Source organism: Weizmannia sp. FSL W8-0676, from assembly GCF_038593015.1.
GTDB lineage: Bacteria > Bacillota > Bacilli > Bacillales > Bacillaceae_C > Weizmannia > Weizmannia coagulans.
This window is the reverse complement of sequence record NZ_CP151954.1, coordinates 305,032-327,709: the sequence shown is the minus strand read 5'-3', so window position 1 is coordinate 327,709 and position 22,678 is coordinate 305,032. Positions and strand designations below refer to the sequence as shown.

20 protein-coding genes and 2 pseudogenes are annotated in these 22,678 nt (G+C 45.2%); 11 read left to right on the top strand and 11 right to left on the bottom strand.

Annotation, left to right across the window (positions count from 1 at the left end):
- Nucleotides 1–16: 16 nt before the first annotated feature.
- The gene (gene lacB / locus NST20_RS01665; protein WP_342399924.1) at nucleotides 17–535 is read right to left on the bottom strand and encodes a galactose-6-phosphate isomerase subunit LacB; all 519 of its coding nucleotides are present in this window, start codon (nucleotides 533–535) and stop codon (nucleotides 17–19) included.
- A gap of 15 nt (nucleotides 536–550) precedes the next feature.
- The gene (gene lacA / locus NST20_RS01660; protein ID WP_342399923.1) at nucleotides 551–979 is read right to left on the bottom strand and encodes a galactose-6-phosphate isomerase subunit LacA; all 429 of its coding nucleotides are present in this window, start codon (nucleotides 977–979) and stop codon (nucleotides 551–553) included.
- 650 nt (nucleotides 980–1,629) lie between these two features.
- On the opposite strand from lacA, the gene NST20_RS01655 reads away from it, so the two are divergent.
- From NST20_RS01655 to NST20_RS01615, 9 genes and pseudogenes are all read left to right on the top strand, one after another.
- Complete coding sequence (locus NST20_RS01655; protein WP_342399922.1) at nucleotides 1,630–2,394, top strand: DeoR/GlpR family DNA-binding transcription regulator; 765 nt, start codon at nucleotides 1,630–1,632, stop codon at nucleotides 2,392–2,394.
- 68 nt (nucleotides 2,395–2,462) lie between these two features.
- Nucleotides 2,463–2,657, top strand: a complete 195-nt coding sequence (locus NST20_RS01650; protein ID WP_342399921.1) for a PTS sugar transporter subunit IIA — start codon at nucleotides 2,463–2,465, stop codon at nucleotides 2,655–2,657.
- 37 nt (nucleotides 2,658–2,694) lie between these two features.
- Nucleotides 2,695–2,976, top strand: a complete 282-nt coding sequence (locus tag NST20_RS01645; protein WP_342399920.1) for a transposase — start codon at nucleotides 2,695–2,697, stop codon at nucleotides 2,974–2,976.
- Nucleotides 2,977–3,102: 126 nt separating this feature from the next.
- Complete coding sequence (locus tag NST20_RS01640; RefSeq protein WP_342399919.1) at nucleotides 3,103–3,420, top strand: PTS lactose/cellobiose transporter subunit IIA; 318 nt, start codon at nucleotides 3,103–3,105, stop codon at nucleotides 3,418–3,420.
- Complete coding sequence (locus NST20_RS01635) at nucleotides 3,420–5,126, top strand: lactose-specific PTS transporter subunit EIIC (protein ID WP_342399918.1); 1,707 nt, start codon at nucleotides 3,420–3,422, stop codon at nucleotides 5,124–5,126. The genes NST20_RS01640 and NST20_RS01635 overlap by 1 nt, the downstream gene beginning before the upstream one ends.
- 136 nt (nucleotides 5,127–5,262) lie before the next feature.
- The gene (gene lacG, locus NST20_RS01630; protein ID WP_342399917.1) at nucleotides 5,263–6,669 is read left to right on the top strand and encodes a 6-phospho-beta-galactosidase; all 1,407 of its coding nucleotides are present in this window, start codon (nucleotides 5,263–5,265) and stop codon (nucleotides 6,667–6,669) included.
- Nucleotides 6,669–6,940, top strand: a pseudogene (locus NST20_RS01625) (DUF3884 family protein). Before lacG ends, NST20_RS01625 begins: the two are co-directional and overlap by 1 nt.
- Before the next feature lie 78 nt (nucleotides 6,941–7,018).
- A pseudogene (locus NST20_RS01620) lies at nucleotides 7,019–8,007 on the top strand (IS3 family transposase); the annotation flags it as partial.
- A gap of 379 nt (nucleotides 8,008–8,386) precedes the next feature.
- Nucleotides 8,387–9,922, top strand: coding sequence for an IS5 family transposase (locus NST20_RS01615; protein WP_342399916.1), 1,536 nt, complete (start codon nucleotides 8,387–8,389; stop codon nucleotides 9,920–9,922).
- 250 nt (nucleotides 9,923–10,172) lie between these two features.
- On the opposite strand, the gene NST20_RS01610 is transcribed toward NST20_RS01615, so the two are convergent.
- The 3 genes from NST20_RS01610 to NST20_RS01600 all read right to left on the bottom strand — a co-directional run bounded on the left by NST20_RS01610 (nucleotide 10,173) and on the right by NST20_RS01600 (nucleotide 12,760).
- Nucleotides 10,173–11,528, bottom strand: a complete 1,356-nt coding sequence (locus tag NST20_RS01610) for a PFL family protein (RefSeq protein WP_342399915.1) — start codon at nucleotides 11,526–11,528, stop codon at nucleotides 10,173–10,175.
- Nucleotides 11,529–11,543: 15 nt separating this feature from the next.
- Nucleotides 11,544–11,813: an ACT domain-containing protein gene (locus NST20_RS01605; RefSeq protein ID WP_013858224.1), complete on the bottom strand. Its 270-nt coding sequence runs from the start codon at nucleotides 11,811–11,813 to the stop codon at nucleotides 11,544–11,546.
- A gap of 299 nt (nucleotides 11,814–12,112) precedes the next feature.
- Complete coding sequence (locus NST20_RS01600) at nucleotides 12,113–12,760, bottom strand: carboxymuconolactone decarboxylase family protein (RefSeq protein ID WP_342399914.1); 648 nt, start codon at nucleotides 12,758–12,760, stop codon at nucleotides 12,113–12,115.
- A 120-nt stretch (nucleotides 12,761–12,880) separates the two neighbouring features.
- Here NST20_RS01600 and NST20_RS01595 point away from each other — a divergent pair, with 120 nt between their 5' ends.
- Nucleotides 12,881–14,050 carry a MalY/PatB family protein gene (locus tag NST20_RS01595; RefSeq protein ID WP_342400394.1) on the top strand — a complete coding sequence of 390 codons (1,170 nt, stop codon included), beginning with the start codon at nucleotides 12,881–12,883 and terminating at the stop codon, nucleotides 14,048–14,050.
- Between the two features lie 104 nt (nucleotides 14,051–14,154).
- Here the strand turns inward: NST20_RS01595 and NST20_RS01590 are convergent, their stop codons facing one another.
- The 6 genes from NST20_RS01590 to mvk form a co-directional block, all read right to left on the bottom strand.
- Nucleotides 14,155–14,691: a hypothetical protein gene (locus tag NST20_RS01590; protein WP_342399913.1), complete on the bottom strand. Its 537-nt coding sequence runs from the start codon at nucleotides 14,689–14,691 to the stop codon at nucleotides 14,155–14,157.
- Nucleotides 14,692–14,969: 278 nt separating this feature from the next.
- Nucleotides 14,970–15,197, bottom strand: coding sequence for a hypothetical protein (locus NST20_RS01585; RefSeq protein WP_342399912.1), 228 nt, complete (start codon nucleotides 15,195–15,197; stop codon nucleotides 14,970–14,972).
- A gap of 542 nt (nucleotides 15,198–15,739) precedes the next feature.
- A complete protein-coding gene (locus NST20_RS01580; RefSeq protein WP_340702219.1) occupies nucleotides 15,740–16,384 on the bottom strand; it encodes an SDR family oxidoreductase in 645 nt (214 codons plus the stop codon).
- A 150-nt stretch (nucleotides 16,385–16,534) separates the two neighbouring features.
- Nucleotides 16,535–17,635 (bottom strand): phosphomevalonate kinase, encoded by a 1,101-nt coding sequence (locus NST20_RS01575; RefSeq protein WP_019720116.1) that lies wholly within the window; start codon nucleotides 17,633–17,635, stop codon nucleotides 16,535–16,537.
- Nucleotides 17,636–17,993: 358 nt separating this feature from the next.
- Nucleotides 17,994–18,974, bottom strand: coding sequence for a diphosphomevalonate decarboxylase (gene mvaD, locus NST20_RS01570; RefSeq protein WP_342399911.1), 981 nt, complete (start codon nucleotides 18,972–18,974; stop codon nucleotides 17,994–17,996).
- Between the two features lie 371 nt (nucleotides 18,975–19,345).
- Nucleotides 19,346–20,287, bottom strand: a complete 942-nt coding sequence (gene mvk, locus NST20_RS01565) for a mevalonate kinase (RefSeq protein ID WP_342399910.1) — start codon at nucleotides 20,285–20,287, stop codon at nucleotides 19,346–19,348.
- Between the two features lie 627 nt (nucleotides 20,288–20,914).
- Here mvk and NST20_RS01560 point away from each other — a divergent pair.
- Nucleotides 20,915–22,420, top strand: a complete 1,506-nt coding sequence (locus tag NST20_RS01560; protein WP_342399909.1) for a glycosyltransferase — start codon at nucleotides 20,915–20,917, stop codon at nucleotides 22,418–22,420.
- Nucleotides 22,421–22,678 lie beyond the last annotated feature (258 nt).

Below are 22,678 nucleotides of genomic sequence, written 5' to 3'. Positions count from 1 at the left end.
TATTATGTCAGCCTGATCAGTCGTGATATTCTCCACGATCCCATTTTTCGAGGAATTCATCAAAAAAGTGATCGTTTCCGGTTTGGTTTTCTGCCTCATGATTTAACGCATCGATTTTTGCAATCAGTGCTTGATTTTCAGGAGTTGGTTTATATTCCGCTTCAATAAACGCATCCACAATCGCTTGGATTAAATGCAGACCGGTAATTCTTCCGCCCACTGCAATGATATTTGCATTTAGCTGTTCCTTTGCATATTTGGCCGTTGTAACATCACGAACGAGTGCAACTCTTGTGCCCGGCACTTTATCAGCTGATGCCGAGATGCCGACGCCTGTTCCACACAGGACCACACCCAGATCTGCTTCCCCGCTTACTACTTTTTCAGCTGTTTTCTTTCCATAAATCGGATAGTGTGTTCTTGTCATGTCATAAGTTCCGTTATCGATAACTTTATGTCCTTTGCTTTTCAAATAATCGGATAATTGCATTTTTGTATCTGTTACAATATGGTCACAACCAAGTGAAATAATCATCTTTTTTCCTCCTTGTTAGCACATTTTATTTAACATATCTACACGGATTTGATGGCGGCCACCTGCATATTCCGATTTCAAATAAGCATCTACACAGCCTTTAGCCAATTCTTCGCCGACAATGCCGGATCCCAATGCAATGGCCATTGCATTGTTGTGGTTGCGTGTCATTTTTGCTGAATGTTCGTCTGATACCTCAGCGCAAATCATGCCTTTGAATTTGTTGGCTACCATAAAGGATCCCGCACCGTATTTATCGATGAGAATACCGCGGTCCCCTTCCCCGGATTGAATCGCTTTTACAACCCGAGTGGTGGAATCTACAAAATCCAGGTTTGCTTCCGGTGTCTTATCTATCACTTCATATCCTTGTTCCTGCAAGTGGCTTTTCAAGACTTCTTTTAATTGAAAGCCGTCTCTGTCTGATCCAATTACTACCTTCATCTTTACTCCTCTTTTCTATTTTATGATTTTCAATGCTTTGTGATATCATGATTGACAATCTGGAAATCTCTTTGTACAGCAAACAATCAGCTGCCTTATTCACAAGTGAACATTCCAGACTGTTACGAAATTAGGATTTCTTGTTATTCTCCTTCACCTCTTCGAAAGTGTTCTATTATGTTTGTTTTTGTTCTACAACGCAACCTTAACATGTTTATTTTTAGATGTCAACGTGAAGAAAACATAATATTTGAAACCCTGCCAAATTTATGTGATAAACGTTAACAAAATGTTAACAAATTGCATGTTATTTTATTAATATATATATACAGCAATTAAAATTAGCTTAGTCTCCTAATTAAAACAAACATTTTAAAATATACATTTTCAACAATAAACATTTAATCCAATATTCTAATTTTCGTTTATTTTTCAAAATATTTTTTGTAACCGTTTTAATTTTATCTTATAAAATGAAAAACAGTCATTTTCCCAGATAAATGGAATGCGAGCAAAAAAATGTGACAGGAATATGAACACATTCAAACATTATTGACAAGTAACTGCTTTCAATGTATAGTTAGGTTACAAACATTAAACAACAAAAGAGAACAAAAATGTTTGAAGGAGGAATGAGAGGGGATCGTTAAGTGATCAAAGAAGACCGTTTTCAATTAATTCTTGATGAAATTAATAAAAACAGCGTGGTCGAGGTTTCGGATTTATCCGAAGCATTAAATGTAACAGAAATGACTATTCGGCGGGATTTAAACGAATTGGAAGAACTAGGCCTTGTTACAAGGGTTCATGGCGGGGCCAAAAAAAAAGTAAAAGAGAAAGTAAACCTCTCTTATACCGAATTGACCTATAGCCAGAAAAAAACCATAAACGTCGATCAAAAGCGGCAGATCGCCAAAAAGTGCGCAGAACTAATCAAAGATAATGATATCGTGTTTATTAGTTCCGGCACGACGAATGATTTTATCTTTGATTATTTAACCGCCAAAAATATTAATATTATTACTAACTCTATCAGTATTTTTAATAGATTTAAAGATCACCCTGATTATGATGTGATCTTAAGCGGCGGCCGGTACAGGGCTCGGACTGGGACGTTCATCGGCTATTTCGCGAATAAACTGTTAAAGGAAATTAAGGTGCATAAAGCCTTTGTCGGAACAAACGGCATCAACGGCAACAATATTACAACGGCCAACGAAGAAGAAGGCAATGGGCTGCACATTATTTTAGACAACGCAACAGAAAGATATATTTTGGCGGACAGCAGCAAATTTGGCATTCAGGCGTTTTTCACTTTTTACGACGTTAAGAATATAACAGGCATTATCACAGATTCCGATATCAGCCCAAAAACTGAAGAATATTATAACCGCATAACGCGGGTTATTAAATAATTTTCAATTTATTCATGTACCCGCTGGCATTTCTTGTTTTAAAACTTTTGAAAGGAGGATGATCAGTCATGAGCGAGCTGAATGAATTATTTAACGAGAAGTTAATCTTCTTCGAAAACGTTACCACACAGCGCGAACTCTTTGAAAGCGTTGGCAGCAGGTTGTTGGAAAAGGGATTAGTCAAACCGGAATACACAAACGCACTAATTGAAAGGGAAGCCCATTTTCCAACGGGATTAGATTTAAGTATAATGGACCCATAAAACTAGACACAAAATGAGGAGCTGTTAAAGTAGGTTTATGAGAAAAAGTTATACGCCTGAATTTAAAACTCAAGTCGTGCTAGAGGTCTTAAAAGAAGAAAAAACGATGAACGAAATTGCTTCTGCTCATGGAATCCATGTGAATCAAATTCGCCAATGGAGAAATGCTTTTCTTGAACAGATGCCAAAAGTCTTTGAAAAAGGCAACAAAAAAGTTGAAAAAATGAAAGCCGAGTATGAACAGATCATTGAAAGTCTCTATGCGGAAGTCGGCCGCCTAACCACGCAGTTGTCGTGGCTTAAAAAAATCTGGAATTAAGGAGTAGAGCAGAACGAGTTGAAATGGTCGACTGGGATGACGAAGCAAAACTGCCAATTTCCATCCAGGCCGATCTTTTGAGTCTGAACTAAAGTATAGTAAAAATACAACACGGAGGATAATGTTATGAATAGAGAAGAGATGACTCTTTTAGGGTTTGAAATTGTTGCCTACGCTGGCGACGCTCGCTCTAAACTTTTAGAAGCGCTTAAAGCAGCTGAAAATGGTGACTTCGCTAAGGCAGATAGTCTTGTAGAAGAAGCAGGAAGTTGCATTGCAGAGGCTCACAATTCTCAGACAGATATGTTGGCTCGAGAAGCTGCTGGGGAAGAACTTCCATACAGTGTTACTATGATGCATGGTCAGGATCACTTGATGACTACGGTCTTGTTAAAAGATGTGATTCATCACCTTATCGAACTTTATAAAAGAGGTGCAAAATAATGCATAAACTCATTGAACTTATCGAGAAAGGGAAACCGTTCTTTGAGAAAATTTCTCGAAACATCTATCTCCGTGCTATTCGTGATGGATTTATCGCTGGTATGCCAATCATCCTTTTCTCATCAATCTTTATCTTGATTGCCTATGTGCCAAATGCTTGGGGCTTTCACTGGTCTAAAGGAGTTGAAACTTTCTTGATGACTCCTTATAACTATTCAATGGGTATCCTAGCATTCTTTGTTGGTGGTACTACCGCGAAAGCTTTGACGGACTCGATGAACCGTGACCTACCTGCGACTAATCAAATTAACTTCTTGTCTACAATGCTAGCGTCTATGGTTGGTTTCCTTTTGATGGCAGCTGAACCTGCTAAAGAAGGAGGCTTCTTGACAGCCTTCATGGGTACAAAAGGTCTCTTGACAGCATTTATCGCAGCCTTTGTGACAGTTAATGTTTATAAAGTCTGTGTAAAAAATAATGTTACCATTCGTATGCCTGAAGAGGTTCCACCAAATATCTCTCAAGTATTTAAGGATTTGATTCCGTTCACAGTCTCAGTTGTTCTCCTATATGGACTTCAACTCCTTGTTAAAGGAACTCTTGGTGTAACTGTTGCAGAATCAATTGGTACCCTTCTTGCTCCTCTCTTCTCAGCTGCAGATGGGTACCTTGGAATTACACTTATCTTTGGTGCTTATGCCTTCTTCTGGTTTGTTGGTATCCACGGTCCTTCAATTGTCGAACCAGCAATCGCTGCTATCACTTATGCCAATATCGATGTCAACTTGCATCTTATTCAAGCTGGACAACATGCAGATAGAGTTATCACTACTGGTACTCAAATGTTTATTGTTACCATGGGTGGAACAGGAGCTACATTGGTTGTTCCATTCTTGTTCATGTGGATTTGTAAATCAGAACGTAACCGTTTCATCGGACGTGCCTCAGTTGTTCCAACATTCTTTGGGGTTAATGAGCCAATCTTATTTGGTGCACCAATCGTATTGAATCCGATTTTCTTTATACCGTTCATTTTCGCTCCGATTGTCAACGTTTGGATCTTTAAATTCTTTGTTGACACATTGAACATGAACTCATTTTCTGTCAACCTTCCATGGGTTACTCCTGGTCCGTTGGGAATTGTACTCGGTACTAACTTCCAAGTTCTATCATTTATCCTAGCCGGACTCTTGGTAGTTGTTGATACTATCATTTATTACCCATTTGTTAAGGTATACGATGAACAAATTCTTGAAGAAGAACGTTCTGGTAAAAGAAACGATGCTCTTAAAGAAAAAGTAGCTGCAAACTTCAATACTGCTAAAGCAGATGCCGTTCTTGGAAAAGCAGGCGTTGCTAAAGAAGATGTAGCAGCAAACAATAATATCACAAAAGAAACTAATGTCCTTGTTCTTTGTGCAGGTGGAGGTACAAGTGGCTTGCTTGCCAATGCCTTGAACAAAGCAGCAGCAGAATACAATGTTCCAGTCAAGGCGGCAGCGGGTAGTTACGGTGCTCACCGTGAAATGTTGCCAGAGTTTGACTTGGTAATCTTGGCTCCACAGGTCGCTTCAAACTTCGATGATATGAAGGCTGAAACAGATAAATTGGGCATTAAACTTGCAAAAACTGAAGGATCTCAATATATCAAATTGACACGTGACGGACAAGCTGCTCTTGCATTTGTTCAACAACAGTTTGATTAATAAATTTGTAAAAGTTATTTGAGACGAGATCGCTCATTCCATTTGCTCAACACAGTGTTAACCATATCATTTCATTTCCTTGGTTTTCAGAACACATAATCTCGTCTCAAATGCTTTTTTGAAAGGACTGACACTTATGACTAAAACACTTCCTAAAGATTTTATTTTTGGTGGTGCTACAGCTGCTTATCAAGCAGAAGGTGCAACTCACACAGATGGTAAGGGCCCAGTAGCATGGGATAAGTATCTTGAAGACAATTATTGGTATACAGCAGAACCCGCAAGTGATTTTTACCATAAATACCCAGTTGATTTACAATTAGCTGAAGAATATGGTATTAATGGTATTCGTATTTCTATTGCCTGGTCTCGTATTTTCCCAACGGGTTACGGTGAAGTAAATGAAAAAGGTGTTGAATTCTACCATAAACTATTTGCTGAATGCCACAAGCGTCATGTTGAACCATTTGTGACTTTGCATCATTTTGACACACCAGAAGCTCTTCATTCAAATGGAGATTTCTTAAACCGCGAAAATATAGAACATTTTGTAGATTATGCCGCTTTCTGTTTTGAAGAGTTTCCAGAAGTAAACTACTGGACAACTTTCAATGAAATTGGCCCAATTGGTGATGGTCAATACTTGGTTGGTAAATTCCCTCCAGGCATTAAATATGATCTTGCCAAAGTCTTCCAATCACATCACAACATGATGGTCTCTCATGCACGTGCTGTAAAATTGTATAAGGATAAAGGTTATAAAGGTGAAATTGGTGTTGTTCATGCTTTACCAACTAAATACCCTTATGATCCGGAAAATCCAGCAGATGTTCGTGCTGCTGAACTTGAAGACATCATCCATAACAAATTTATCTTGGATGCAACATATCTTGGGCACTACTCAGATAAAACGATGGAAGGTGTCAACCATATCCTAGCTGAGAATGGTGGAGAACTTGATCTTCGTGATGAAGACTTCCAAGCACTTGAAGCAGCAAAAGATTTGAATGATTTCCTTGGTATCAACTATTACATGAGTGATTGGATGCAAGCTTTTGATGGTGAGACTGAAATCATTCACAATGGTAAGGGTGAAAAAGGAAGCTCTAAGTACCAAATTAAGGGTGTTGGTCGTCGAGTAGCTCCTGACTATGTTCCACGCACAGACTGGGATTGGATTATTTATCCTGAAGGCTTGTATGACCAAATCATGCGAGTGAAAAATGATTATCCGAATTACAAGAAGATTTACATCACTGAAAACGGTCTCGGATACAAAGATGAGTTTGTAGATAATACTGTTTATGATGATTATCGTATTGATTACGTGAAGCAACACTTGGAAGTTTTATCAGACGCGATTGCGGATGGTGCAAATGTTAAAGGTTACTTCATTTGGTCACTTATGGACGTTTTCTCATGGTCAAATGGTTATGAAAAACGTTATGGATTGTTCTATGTAGACTTTGATACGCAAGAACGCTATCCTAAGAAATCAGCACATTGGTATAAGAAAGTAGCAGAAACTCATGTGATAGAGTAATATCACCTGAGAATGTAATAATTTGTTATCCGATTTTTAGATCAGGCTTTGAAAAGGTATATATTATTAATTTCGAAGATTGTCCTATAATTCCTGAGCTTGAAGCTACCTCACTACAAAATGTAGTAATTGGTATGTTTCACCTGGAAAAGAATGGATTTGCCATTCTGATTTAGCATTATCCGAATTTGAATGGGAAGTTTTACAATTACTCGATGTAGCAATATGTGAGACTGTTCACTTCGAGGTAGATTATTTGCCTTTCCAATAACAAAAAGAAAGGAATTGACTGTGACTATAATGGACCCATAAAACTAGACACAAAATGAGGAGCTGTTAAAGTAGGTTTATGAGAAAAAGTTATACGCCTGAATTTAAAACTCAAGTCGTGCTAGAGGTCTTAAAAGAAGAAAAAACGATGAACGAAATTGCTTCTGCTCATGGAATCCATGTGAATCAAATTCGCCAATGGAGAAATGCTTTTCTTGAACAGATGCCAAAAGTCTTTGAAAAAGGCAACAAAAAAGTTGAAAAAATGAAAGCCGAGTATGAACAGATCATTGAAAGTCTCTATGCGGAAGTCGGCCGCCTAACCACGCAGTTGTCGTGGCTTAAAAAAATCTGGAATTAAGGAGTAGAGCAGAACGAGTTGAAATGGTCGACTGGGATGACGAAGCAAAACTGCCAATTTCCATCCAGGCCGATCTTTTGAGTCTGAACCGTTCAAGCCTGTACTACAAGCCAGTCGGGCCGTCTCCTGAAGAATTGTTTATCAAACATCGGATTGATGAAATCTACACCAAACATCCCTATTACGGCTCCAGGCGCATTGCTGCTTTACTGAATGCCGAAGGTTTGGTCATCAACCGAAAGGCTGTACAGCGCCACATGAGGGAAATGGGAATCGCCGGGATCACACCTGGTCCAAACCTGAGTAAGCGCAGTCTTGAACACCGAATATACCCGTACCTTCTTAGAAACTTGAAGATTACACACCCTAATCACGTGTGGGGTATTGACATTACTTATATCCGGCTTCAAAAAAGTTGGATGTACCTGGTGGCGCTCATTGACTGGTATTCCCGCTATGTCGTTAGCTGGGAGATAGACCAAACCCTTGAGATCGACTTTGTGCTGGAAGCAGTGAAACGGGCATTCTTAGTCGCCAGGCCAGAGATCTTAAACAGTGATCAGGTCAGCCATTTTACCAGTCCCAAATACACGGATCTGGTGCTTGAGAACACGATTAAAATCAGCATGGACGGCAAAAAAAGAGCCCTTGACAATATCATTACCGAAAGGCTTTGGCGAACCATCAAGTATGAGGAAGTATATTTAGGGCTTGCTGAATAAGCAAAAATTCCAGATTTGACAAGGATTTTGGCTACTTTTGTCGAATATAAAGTGTAAGGATTTCAAAGGAAACACGTAAAAAACCTTGCACTTGGAGGCTGTTACGATGTACAAAAAGACCGAACATCAATTAACTTTTGTAGATGATTTTTTTCTACCATTCGGTGGGAAATTAAATAGGCTTGCTGAATAAGCAAAAGTCCTAGACTTGGTAAGGATACTGACAGCTTTGGCCGAACTTTAAATGCAAGGGTTTTATAAAAAATGCAGGAAAAACTTTGCACTCTAAAGCTGATTCAACATACAGAGAGGACAGAATAAAGCATTTTCGCAGATGCATTCTCCTATGATATTGAGGTAGAGCTTGCTGACAAATCAGATACAAGCCATAATCGGATTCGTTCAGCAAGCCCTAAATAAAGAAAATCGCTGGGTCCGTCTTGCTGAAATGATTCCTTGGTGGATGGCCGAAGAAAAGTATGCCAAGTCCTTCAAGAAGAAATTCAAAGGCGAAAAGGCTTATTCTGTCAGAATCGCTCTTGGGGCTCTTTATATCAAAGAACGGCTTGGGCTGTCTGACCGGGAAACAGTCGAACAGATCACAGAAAACCCGTATCTTCAGTATTTTATCGGCTTGCCTGAATTCCAGGAAAAAGCCCCATTCGACCATTCTCTGATGACTCGTTTTAGAAAACGTTTGGGCGCAAATATCATCAACGAACTGAATGAATGGATCGTTCTGGAAGAACAAAAACGCCAATTGGAAGAAGCATCTAAGGAAAACGACAACAATGATGATCAGGATCACGACGATGACGATCATGATGATGAAGATCGTAATGATCATGATCATGATCGTGGCGATCTTCAGCCTTCCGGTTCCGATTCAGAAAAGCATTCAACTGAATCGGCTTCTCCCAAAACGAAGAACAGAGGAAAGCTCATTTTGGACGCAACCTGTGCACCGGCTGATATTGCTTACCCTACAGACCTCGGGTTGTTGAACGAAGCCCGTGAGAAATTGGAACATATCATTGATGTCCTGCATGAACCACACAAAGGGAAATTACGTAAGCCACGGACCTACAGAAAAAGAGCCCGCAAGGACTATCTTTCTGTCGCTAAGCAACGTAAAGCTGGCGCCCGGAAAATCCGGAAAGCTGTAGGCAAACAGCTCGGATATGTGAAACGAGATCTGGAGATCATTAAAAATCTTGTTTCCCAAAGCTCTCTGTCTCTTTTAAGCAAAGATGAATACAGGCAACTTCTCGTGATTCATGAACTTTACCGCCAACAGGCAGAAATGTACAAAAAGAAAACACACCGGGTTGACCACCGGATTGTAAGCATTTCCCAGCCACATGTCCGTCCAATTGTGCGCGGCAAGGCAAAAGCGAACGTGGAGTTCGGTTCAAAAGTCGCCATCAGTGTCGTAGATGGTTATGCCTTGATTGAGCACCTCGACTGGGAAAATTACAATGAAGGGACCACTCTCAAGGAATCTGTTGAAAACTACTACAACCGGTTCGGATTTTATCCGGAAGCGATCTTGGCAGATAAAATTTACCGAAACCGTAATAATCTGGCATACTGCAAATCTCTTGGCATTCGTCTGAGTGGGCCAAGGTTAGGACGCCCATCCAGAACGGAAGACAAAACCTTGGAACGCGTCGCAAGGCAGGATGCCTCTGAACGTAATGCCGTTGAAGGCAAATTTGGCGAAGGCAAGCGCAAGTATGGGCTGGGCCTTATTCGAGCACGCCTTCAGGAGACCAGCGAAACAGTAGTAGCCCTTCAATTCCTCATACTGAATCTGGAGCGCAAGCTCAGGGTTCTTTTTTTGAAATTTTTACACAACACTATTTTATATTTTGATAATCGGAATTTGGCTTGTATCTGACCAAATTTGATTCGTTCAGCAAGCCCTACTTAGTTTTTCTTGTCCATTGCACAATTTTGTTTCCACTCGATCTAGTGATCGCCATTTCATCCCGGTTTTAGGCCACCGTATATGAAAAAGAAAGGGGCCACTGAAAAAGTAATTTTGTATTTTCCGTGCATACAACATATAGCTTGCAAAAAAAGCGTTGAAACACAAATAGCGGAGTGTCTCAACGCCTTTTCTATTTTGGTGGTGCTTTTTCAAGCGCTCAGTTTTTAAATGAGTGAATCGGGGCCGGGATTCTGCCGCCGCGGGCAATGAAGTCCGCTGATGACAAGGAATGGACGCCCATTACCGGCGCATGGCCGAGCAGGCCGCCGAATTCGACGCGGTCACCGACGTTTGTGCCCGGTGCTGGAATGATCCGGACCGCTGTCGTTTTATTGTTGATGACACCAATTGCAGCTTCGTCTGCGACCATCGCCGAAATCGTTTCTGCCGGTACGTCGCCCGGGATCGCGATCATATCAAGTCCGACGGAGCAGATCGAGGTCATCGCCTCCAGTTTTTCGAGATTCAAGGACCCGCGGTTGACCGCATCAATCATGCCGGCGTCTTCAGAAACCGGGATGAATGCGCCGCTTAAGCCGCCAACATGGCCGCATGCCATGACACCGCCTTTTTTCACGGCATCATTCAGCAAAGCGAGCGCCGCCGTTGTTCCGTGCGTACCCACGGATTCAAGGCCCATTTCCTCCAAAATATGGGCTACAGAGTCGCCAACAGCCGGTGTCGGGGCAAGCGACAAGTCGACAATACCAAACGGAACGCCAAGCCGTTTGGATGCTTCCATGCCGACGAGCTGTCCCATCCGCGTAATTTTAAATGCCGTTTTCTTTACCGTCTCCGCAACGACATCAAACGGTTCGCCTTTCACTTTTTCAAGGGCGCGTTTCACCACACCCGGGCCGCTGACGCCGACATTGATGACGACATCCGCTTCACCGACCCCGTGGAACGCGCCGGCCATAAACGGATTGTCCTCCACCGCATTCGCGAACACAACGAGTTTTGCACAGCCGAGCCCTTGCGTATCCGCGGTCAGCCCGGCCGTCTTTTTAATGATCACACCCATATCACGGACCGCATTCATGTTAATGCCGGAACGTGTCGAGCCGACATTGACAGAAGCGCAAACCCGTTCGGTTTCCGCCAATGCCCGCGGAATCGAATCGATCAATATTTTATCGCCTTTGTGGCAGCCTTTTTGCACCAGCGCCGAAAAGCCGCCGATAAAATGAACACCGACTTTTTTCGCAGCCGCATCAAGTGTTTTGGCAAAAGCAATGTAATCTTTTTCGTCCGTTGCCCCGGCGATGAGGGAAATCGGCGTTACCGAGATCCGTTTGTTAATGATCGGGATACCGTATTCCGATTCAATCTCTTCCCCGGTTTGGACAAGGTTTTCTGCCAATCGCGTAATTTTATCATAAATCTTCCGGCGCGCCTTTTCCCCGTCCGCGTCAATGCAATCGAGGAGCGAAATGCCCATTGTGATGGTGCGGATATCGAGTTTTTCTTCTTCAATCATCCGGATGGTTTCAAGTATTTGTTTCGTTTCCATGATTTTCCCCCGTTTTTACAAGCTGTGCATCGATTGGAAAATTTCCTCGCGCTGAATTTTGATTTGAACTTGCAGTGCCTCGCCTTTTTTTGCAAGGGCTTGTTTGATTTCATCAAAATTCGCTTCAGCATTCGACAAATCTAGCATCATCATCATGGTGAAATACCCGCTCATGATCGTCTGGCTGACATCGAGAATATTAATCTTCAGTTCTGCCAGCTGTGTGCTGACACCGGCTATGATGCCAACCTGGTCTTTGCCGATTACTGTCAAAATTGCTCTCATTTTGTCCACTCCTGTTTTGGAAAAAATTCATATCCTTACTATCACAAATTTTGCCGGTCTTGTCTATGTATACTTTTGGAATTTATCATTAAAAAACAGGGCAGCAAGTTGAAGCTCCCCTGCTGCCCTTTTCACCGTAAAAAAACGCTCGCAGACTTTTCATCTCATACGGGACCGGCTCCGCAAGCCGTTCTTCCGCTGTGCAGTTTTCATCTGCTTTTACCGGCCATACTCCCGTTTAAATGGAGGCGCCGCCTGCAAAAACCCTGCGTTCAAAAGCTTTTCTTCCGACGCCCGGGTCAGCTTTCGTAGCTGTCAATCATATTGGCGATATGCGTATAGGCACCCCCTGCTGCGAGCGCGCCTGCAACAAGGATGGCTTCCGCAAGCTGTTCTTCCGTTGCGCCCGCTTTTTGCGCCTGTTTGGAATGATAGTCAATGCAATACGGGCACTCGGTAATATGGGCGACCGCAACAGCAGCCAGTTCTTTGACAAGTGCGGGCAGTTTGCCGGCTTTCATGGCAGCAGCACCGAACGCATTGTAGGCCGCAAAGCCGTCTTTGGCAAGATGGTTCATGTTGGATAGTTTTTTCATATTGGATTTTTTGTAAATCGTATCACCGGCATCTTCAATCAGGGCAAGCTGCATATGGACACTGTGGGCCACTGCGCCACCTGCTTCCAGCGCTGCTGCCACAAATGCCGCTTCTATAAGTTCTTCGAGACTGGCACCGACCGCTTTTGCTTTTTTCGTATGAATGTCAAGGCAATACGGGCATTTTGTCGCATGGGCCACGGCGACCGCAATGATTTCTTTGTCCCGGGCGGAAACGGCGCCGTCTTTAAACACTTCGGCATTGAGACGGTCAAAAGCAGCCGCCTGTTCCGGCGCAAGGTCTTTTAATTTCGATAGATGTTTGAGCTTATCTTTTTCATAATACGACATAAAGGACACTCCTTTTCCCAATTGGAATACTTATTTTTCATTATAGCCCTTCCATCCGAAAATGAATATTCATCTGCTTTTGTGTGGTAAAATGGGAAGAAGATGAATATCAGGATGGTGATGGTTTTGTTTGATTTTGATACAGTCATTGAGAGGAAAAATACCACTTCTGTTAAATGGGAACAGGTCAAACAGGTCTTCGGGGAGGAAGGTGTGCTCCCGATGTGGGTGGCCGATATGGATTTCAACCCGCCGCATGAAGTGGCGGAAGCGATTAAAAAGCGGGTTGAACACGAAATCCTCGGATATGCGTTTGTGCCGGATTCCACTGCAGAAGCGATTCAGGCATGGCTGAAAAAGCGCCATAACTGGGACATCCCCCCGGCGTGGATCGCATACTGCACTGGCATTGTGCCGGCGATCAGCACAGCCATTCAGGCATTTACCGAACCGGGCGATAAAGTGCTGCTGATGTCCCCGGTCTACCATCCGTTTTTCCATATGGTTGAAAAAAACGGCCGTGTTGTCGCAAACGCGCAGCTGAAGCTTACGGAAAACCGGTTTGAAATCGACTGGGAGCAGGTTGAAGCGCGGCTAAAAGAAGGGGCAAAGCTGTTTTTAGGCTGCAATCCGCATAATCCGGGCGGGCGCGTCTGGACGAAAGACGAGCTTGTGAAAATGGCGGATCTTTGCGCGCAGTATAACTGTTTGTTTTTATCCGATGAAATCCACTCCGACCTTGTATACCCGCCGCATACCCATGTGCCGGTTGCTTCGCTCGGAGACAAGTACCGCGATATGACCATCACCTGCATTGCGCCGACAAAAACGTTTAATCTGGCCGGGATCAAAGCTTCTGCCGTCATCATTCCAAACCCGGAACTGCGCAAAAAGTTCAAAGATGTGCAGGCGGTAAACGGGACATCCGCGTTGAATACATTTGGCATTGTCGGCATGGAAGCGGCATACCGGCACGGCGGCGAATGGCTGGATGCGCTCCTCGTTTACTTGAAGGAAAATATTGATACAGCGGCACGGTTCATCGCGGAACGCCTGCCGGAAATCCGGGTGATGGAAACGGAAGGCACGTATTTAATATGGCTCGACTGCCGTGCATACGGCCTGGAAGAAGAGGCATTGAAGGACCGTTTATGGAAAAAGGCAAAGCTCGGCGTCGAAATCGGCAGCAAATTCGGCCCTGGCGGAGAAGGCTTCATCCGCATGAACATCGCCTGCCCGCGTAAAATTTTGATGGAAGGCTTAAACAGGCTGGAAAAGGCCTTTGCCTAAGGAAAGAAGCCGGCCCAAAAAACTTTGGGCCGGCCCGGGTTTTGGGCGCTTACAATGCGGGATGAAGGCGTTTTATTTGGAAGGGTCAGTATTTTCTGCTAGCCCTAAATATTGTTGCCGTTAAACCGGATGTTATTGCTTTTTTCAAGGTACTGGATCGTTTCTTGCACGTTTGCTGTTATCAATTGAAGCAGGATATCAGCCTTTTCTTTTGATGTATTAAAAATCAAACTGTCAAATAAAATTGTAACTTCATTCATGATCGTTTGTTCAATTTCTTTTCCGGAAAAACTTTTCTCCTTCCCTTCACGATAGATTTGTATCATTTTTTCATAAGTCCCTTTAATAAGCTGCATGTGAGAAATGCTGGTTTTATACAGTTGCTCCAATGTTGAATCCGGTTGAATCATGACTTCATTCGCCTTTTTGATTTTTGTGTCAATAAAAGGGATGGCATTCTCAATGACATTTTCCGGCAAGTCCTGCAGTGTGATATAAACCTCATCTTTCGTTCGATTTTTCACTAAAGAGAAAGCGACAATATATTTGATCGTATTTTTCAAGTCTCCCATGTTTCCTGTATAATGATGTTTTGCCAGGGCATCGAGGGCACGGTCCGTCATTTTTATTGGACAATTCAAAGTGCGTGCTTCATTTATTAAAAACATGTAAATATATAGCCAAATAAGTTGCTGGATAAAAGTTCGGGGTTATTGGCATATTGCGCACAGTTAAAACTGATAAAGGGGGCATGCGGGGTCAACACCTCATTTTACACACAGCATTTGTAGATTAATTCCGCAGTGTAACTTTTGCCTACCCCAGTCGGCCCGCAAAGCATAATCGGCAAGCCGCCCGGATAAAAAATGGACGTTTTAATTTGTGTGATGGCTTTTTTTAAACTCCCTTCCGCACCGATTCATTCATCAAATAGATCATGCTTGTCATTTTTTGGCGGTTCATACTCCTTTAATTCCTGAAAACTATCCAGGATGCTTGCCGGAATGTTAAAAAATTTTTTCTCAAAAACGGACCGGCTTAAAAAATATACAGGCCTTGTATTGATTTTTATGACCAGGTTTTCCTTAACCAATTGATTCAGGTATGTGCTGACCGTATTGCGTTTGACATGGAATACTTTCTGCATGCCGTTCGCAGTTAACTGTTCTGAGGGATGTTCCCAATCAAATTTTTCAGTTTCTTTACTTAAGAAACCAAGGTGTCATTTTTTAAAGACATTCCATGTTCACGCCCTTCGTATTTATTTCAAAAATTTTATCCTCATCATCACTCGTATTATAGCAGAAGATGCGGAAACTTTTCGGCAAAATCCGATGAAAATATTTTTCATATTGGAATAATCAAAAAAGTATGCAGAGCATTTGCCAAAATTCTTGGTTTTTCACCATTATTCTAGAAAAAATTTTCTTTCAGACTATGAAGAGTTTGGTTATGGCAAACGGAGAAATATAGAACAGTCAAATGGAGAAAATGCATCGGATGGTTGGGGTATGAAAAACAGCCGGCATAAGTTTTCAAGCGAAAAAAAGGAAAAAAGCAAAACACAAATGAAGTAGGGCTTGCTGAATGCATTCATCCAGCAAGCCGGGACATATATTAAACCCCCTTCTTAATGAAGCAGGGGGTAAGGCGTTTTCAACAATCGCTACTTTTTTGATTTGCACATTTCTATAAGCGTTTCAGCTCTTCCTCAATCGGTGTATTCCCCGAAACGAGGTCAAATGCTTTCCGGTATGTTTTCGGTTCGTCGAGGCTTGCAAGAATGGTGCGCGCGACGTCTTCACGCGGAATGGTACCGCGTTTTAAGTTTTCTGATGCTTCGATTTTTCCGGTGCCGGGATCGTTCAGCAAACCACCGGGACGGATGATCGTGTAGTTCAGCTTGGTCGACTGGAGCACGCGGTCTGCATAATGCTTGGCAACATAATACGGCTTGATGGCCTCACTCCAATTTTCGCGGTGGTGGGCCTGGAGCGCACTCACGATAACAAAACGGCTGATGCCTGCTTTTTCTGCCGCCTCCATCGTTTTCACCGCACCGTCCAAATCGACAAGTAACGTTTTGTCCGCGCCTGTGTGCCCGCCGGAACCAGCGGTAAACACAATGCAATCGCATCCCTTCGCCGCTTCCGCCAGCTCATCGACGGTGCCTTCCAAATCGGATAGGACCGCATCCACCCCTTTTTGCCTGAAAAATTGGGCCTGTTCTTCTTTCCGCACCATGGCGCGCGGGATATGGCGGTCACTTTTTTGTAAAAGGTCCACAAGGATTTTACCGATCTTGCCGTTTGCGCCAGCAACAAGTACTTTCATTCAGTCCATCCCCTTTCGTTTTCTTCCATTATTTCAAATAGAAAACGGAGAAGCAAATGATTAAGACGGGGCGTGGATGCTGCATACTTAGGGCTGGAACTTCTATTGTTTCCCCGGCAAAGCAAAAAATCCGCATCTTTCCGCGGATTTTCACTCCATAATGGACACACCTTTTTTAGAAATATGAAGCGCAAGCGGGGTAATGCCTGCCGCTTCCCATGCTGCTTTCAAGGCGGCAGCTTTCTCTTCCCCCGCTGCAAATGCAATGCCGCAGTCTCCGCCGCCCGAGCCCGATGATTTTCCGGCACCGAAACGGCCGGCAATGTCTGCAAGTTGCTTCAATGGCGCCGTTTCAATGGCGGTGTGGGCTGCTGCTTCAAGCTTCTGCAAAGCACGCCGGTTTTGCCGGATACTTTCAAATACGCCGGCCGCATCCTGCTGCATGAAACTTTCCGCCAGTTTATCCACTGCAGCGGTACTTTCTTGCAAAAATGCCGTGTATGTTTCGGTTGCCGCCTCCCGCAATTTGCCGATACGCTCCACCATCGGCCCGGTTGCCACCGCTTTCCCGGTCCAGCCTGTGCAAAAAATGAGGCCCGGGGGCAGTTCCAATTTGGAAATGGCCAAATGCGGCCATGTTTCTGCCAGCAATTCCGAAATCGTGCAGCCCGCTTCCAACCGGGAAAAAATCCAATCCGGCCTGAATGCGGCATATTTCAGCATGCCGCCGTACACGGAAGCAGCAAGATCCGCGCCGGACCCGTTGCCCTGTGTTTTCAGATGGGCCACGGCGGCCAGTTTAAAAATCGCTTCCTTCGTATCCGGCATCCCTTGATGGGCATGCAAAAGGGCGGCAAGGACGGCAGAAAGAATCGCTGCACTGGAACCGAGCCCGTATTTTTGCCCTGTTGCGGGATCATCCAATTCACTCGTTACCGTGATGTGAAGCGGGCGGAGCGGTATCGATTTTTCCGTAAGCAGCCGGTAAAAAACGGCGAGTGCATTTTGGATAAACCGGAGTTTCGAGTCATCGTGGTCAAAGCGGACTTCCCCGTTCTCCACACGCCACGCTGCATGCGGAATGCCAATCTGCGGCAAAGAAAAAAGATTCTCCGTGCTTTCTTTTACCTCTATTGTGATGTACCGGTCTACCGCGGCAACCACAGCAGGGCAACCGGGTTCAATGACCGCATATTCGCCGGCAATCATCAATTTGCCCGGCGCCTTTACTTGAAATTGCATCCCGTTCATCTCTTTCAATCCTTTTTAGGTCGGTTTACCCGTCAAATTTGCAAACATCGCGTCCAATGCCCGCCTGCTGCATCCGCTTTTGCGGACACATCCTCTGTCTAACTGGCGAACGGCAATCCGGGCGTTTCCCGCGTCAAAAGCAACCCCCAAGGTGTTTCCAAAAGCCGTGTGAAAAGGGTTCCATTCGCACAGCCGCAACCCGGTTACGGGCATGGCGCCGCCAAATAGCGCGAAACAGGCCGAAATGGTTTTTCAGCCGCAGCTGCAGAAGGAAAGCGGCATTTTATAATCACGAAAGAAAGCCCTAACATGGATGTTTTGGAGCTTCCCTGCCGGCGTTCCAAAGTCCCGGAAAAAATTAAAACGGGCCGTATTGAATGCCCGGACCCGGATGGCAAACCAGCACTTCGCGGACGGACGGGACGGCTGCAAGCGCATTGTACACCGTCTCTTCATCTTTTCGTTCACACAGCACTTTTACATTCGGCCCGGCGTCAATTGTAAAATAAGCTTCAATCCCGCGTTCGCGCAAAAGCGCCACTTCCTGCATAACATCGAGCGTCGCACTTTGCCAGTATAAAAAGGGCGGGTCGGCGCTGATCGTTGTCGCATGCATTTTTAACGCATTGGCTTCAAGCACGCGCCCCAAAAGCGAAAAATCGCGCGCTGCAATCGCGGATTTTGCGGCGGCCAAATCTTTTTCCACGGTTTCCATCCAGGCTTTATAAAACGGCGACGTGGTGACCGTCCGTTTCATCCCTTCCCTGCTCGAAATTTTTTTCTGCTTTGATTCCACCAGGCAAGATAAAATGCTGAGATTCCAATCGTCTTCGCCAAGAATCGGAACCGCGTGTGAATCGGAGCCATCCGCTTTTTCACCTTTTTGCCACTCAACAAAACCGCCGTAGATGCTGCGGCAGGCGGACCCGGAACCTTGGCGCGCCAAGATTGACAGCGTGCGCCCGTCCACCTCAAGGCCGAGCGCTTTAACGGCCGCAGCCGCAAGCGCCGCCATGCCGGATGCGGAAGAGGCAAGCCCGGCAGCGATCGGCACTTCGTTTTGCGATTCTATATATGCATATCTTTTTTCTCCCGCAAATGCCCTGATCTTATCCATAAAGCGGGAAATTTTCGTCGTTTCAGCATCCACGGCCGGTTTTCCGTTCAGAAAAAACACGTCCGCCTTTAAAGCGGAATCAAAAGCCACCTTTGTTGTCGTATAAAACCTGTCCAGCGTAATGGACAGGCTGCTGTTCATCGGGAGAAAAAGCTTTTCGTCCCGTTTCCCCCAGTACTTGATCAGGGCAATATTCGTATGGGCCCTCGCTGTTGCCTCCATCTTTCATCGTTCCTTCCAGTAAAAATGCCTTCTTGCTTTGAAAAAGGTACTCTCCTGCCAATGCTATTCTCGCTGCCGGACAAAAAGAGCCGCTCTGGCCAACTGCCTCGAAGGAAAATGCAGCAAACATTTTATTGAAGAGGCAACTGCCTGCGATTCCCAGCCCAGCTTAGCAGCCTTCACACCGCTGCCGGATAAAAGGAGCCCCTTTGCCAGCCGCTTCAACGGAAAAGGTCTTCTCATGATTCGCCCGCTTTGAAGCCACGGACAAAAAGAGCTGCACGCTACAAGCAAAAACAGGGAGCCTCTTTTACATGAAGCATCTCCTGTTTTCGGGGCTGTGCTATCATGTTTCTATTGCGGGATCACGGTCATCCTTCCAGCGAAAATTGCCATACTTGCGCGGCGCCTGCTTTTTGCAGGGCTTGCGCAACTGCTAAAGCCTTTTTTCTGCTTTCGGCGAGCGAAATAATGCAACCACCCCGGCCTGCGCCGGTCAGTTTGGCACCGAGTGCGCCGGCTGACCGTGCTGCAGCGCACAATGTGTTAAGCCCTTCGTCGCTGACACCCAAAACGGAAAGCTGTGCATGTGCTTCATTAAATAAACGGCCGAGATGCAATCCGTCTTTTTCAATCAATGCCCTTCCCGCTTCGTGCACGATTTCGCCTAAACGGCTGATGACGGACTCCACCGTTTTCGGGTCAGAACCGCTTTTTTCACGGATGCTCCCGACCGCCATTGCCGTATTATGCACGCGCCCGGAATCGGCGACCACCAGATAAAACGGAAGCGAAAACGGAAGCGGCCGGGCCGCCTTCCCTTTTTCAAACCAGATCGGGTCATTGCTGATGACTGCCATCATATCGATGCCGCTCGGATTCCCGTGGGCAAAATTCTCAGCAATTTGGACAAACCGTTCAAGTTCCATTTTCGTTAATTGTTTTTCAAAAAAAGCATATAGCCCGCGGACAATGGCAACGGCAACAGCGGCACTCGAGCCAAGCCCGCGCCCGATCGGAATGGTCGATTCCAGTTTAATTGCCAAATTTTCGGCCGGCTTTTTTAACGTACGGAGGATTTCTTTGACACATGCCTTGATTCCGTGAAGCCTTTCCGGCGCTTTATCCAGCGCCCCTTTGTAAAACCAGCAGTCAATGGAGAGCGGGCCTTGTTTCCGGATGACTGCCGTTTCAATTTTCACATGATCGAATGGAAGCGCGATCGCCGGTTGCCCGTAAACGACAGCATGTTCCCCCGCTAAAATTAATTTTCCGTGTGCCGTCCCGGTTGCTGTATTGCCGGGAATTTTCATCATGTTTACCCCTCGCTTTCCCTTGCCAGACCGATGCGCGGTTTTCGGGAAAATTTTTTCAAAAAAGCCCTTCATTGTGCCGCTCCTTAAAAGGTGCCATACAGCAAAAAAGTCATCTATGTTATCCAGCGGTGAAGGAGTCGCTGGCAAACCTGTTTATCCTATTCAATCCAGTATCGCCACTTTTCGACAATGCCTATTTTATCGCAACAGGACGCGTGATGACAATGGTTTGGGCCTTGAGCATATATATGAAAATATGGGCCGGATTCCCGAAAGTTCCAAAAGAAAACCGGCCGTTGGAAATCCAGCTGTAATCCGGTACTTATAAAACCGGTTCGTGCGAAATTCACTTAAGGGCTGTGTCCGTGCATCCGCCTTTTGCGACGGATGTGGAAAGATTGCTGTGCCCATTCCCGTTTCTACAGGTGATGAAACGGGAGAATCCATTTTTAAATCGGTGCCAAAAAATAACCGCTCATGGTTGTGAGGCTATCCACAAACAGAGCGATCACAGGATTTATTTCACGGTGTCGTGATTCCCCATCCATTCTATCGAAAATTGACCTTATTTGCAATAAAAGCGCAACGATTTGAACATAATGGAAATGATAAGGAGGATGTTTTGTGAAAGTCAGCGTCATACTTCCCGTTTACAATGTTGCAAATTATCTGGATGACTGCATGGAAAGCCTCGCCCGCCAGACCTTGCCGGCTTATGAAATCATTGCCGTTGATGACGGTTCAAAAGACGGGAGCCGGAAAGTTTTGAAAAAGTGGGCAGCCCGCCTCCCGCAGCTGAAAGTCATCCGTCAGAAGCATAGCGGGGCACCGGGCGGCCCCCGGAATAAAGGGCTCGCGCTTGCCACCGGCGATTACATTCATTTTCTTGATCCGGACGATTATATTGACCATGGCTTTTACGGAAGTTCATTTGCCTGCATCCGCAAGCACGACCCCGATATCGTCGTGACGAATAGATACAAATTCAATTCCAGGCAAAAATGGCAGGTGTATACGTTTAAACTGCTCGGGCTGTTTGAGGAAAGCCGGCTGACAAACCTGTACGAAACGAAAAACCTGATCCATAACCTGGGGCCTGCCAATAAAATTTTCAAACGGGATTTTTTAACGCGGAACGTGCTTCGTTTTCTTGAAGGCTGCCGTTTTGAAGATGTCCACTTTATCACCTGCTGCCTGTACCTTGCAAAAAAAGTGTTCATCCATTGCGGCACGCATTACCACTGGCGGAAACGCGAATCTTTGCGCAATTTGTCGATTACGCAAAAGAATTTTATGTTCCGCGCTGTCGCCGACCGGGTGGAAATTGATCGGTTTTTAATGGCACAGGGGCTGCTCGGCCACCGTTACATTAAAGATATCCGCGCCATCCTCGATTTTACGCGTTATGCTTCGAATTTGTATCGCTACCTGCCGCATGCCCGGCGCCGCTTTTTTCCGCTTGTAAACCATTATTTGCAGGACATTGACGAGCGGGCGTTCGACTATGTGCCGGAACCGGAGCTTGTGCGGGCGCGCTATTTTTTCCTGCGCAACGGGATGCCGTTTGAATTTGCGGCAACAGCAAGCGTTTCGCGCGGGTATTTGCCGGTAACCCCGGACGGCTACTTTGATTTCCGCGCCTTTAAAGGGAAGCATGCTTTCGACCATCTGCTTCCGGATTCTGTCCGCGTGCCGCCGGGTTTGCAACCGGAAAAAGCGGAACTGCTTGCCGGCGACTTATGCAACCGCGCCCTTTCTTTAAAAGGGTTCGGCCAGATCGGCTATGTGCCGCCTCGCTCAAAGCAGGACGCGGGCATCACGGTGATTTTGCAAAACCGCACCACAAAAGAGGAGCGGCGGATTCCGGCTGTGATCCGGCTGTTGCCGCAACGAAAAATGCGCTTTGTTGCTGCTGTTGATGTGGCGCTTTTGGCGGACTGGCTTGCTTTACAGCAGACGGCGGATCTTTTTCTCGAGATCAGGGCCGGCACTTTGCTGAAAAAACTCCGCCTTCATGCCGATCCGCATGCGAAACTCGGAAACTATGGCAGATGCGGAAAGCTTACGGTCACGAAGTATGGAAATGTTTCGATTGTCCCGGCTGCGGTGGAGCAGCGGAAAAGAGCATAATTTCCATATTTTGGTTCATTTTATTTTGTGCCTGCCGGGAATAGGAACAGTGCAAGGCCAATACATCTTAAAAGAAGGACTGGTAAAGTTTTTGATGAAAGACTTGGCAGCAACTTCATCTTCCGTATTTGGCACTGCATTTGTCCACCGGGCAAGTGGGACGACCGTCCGGAACCGGTATACTTTCGGTGAAGGTTCGTGTCCGCCTACTATTTGAACCCCCGGACTTGTCTAAAGCCAGGTTTGGATAAGCCCGGA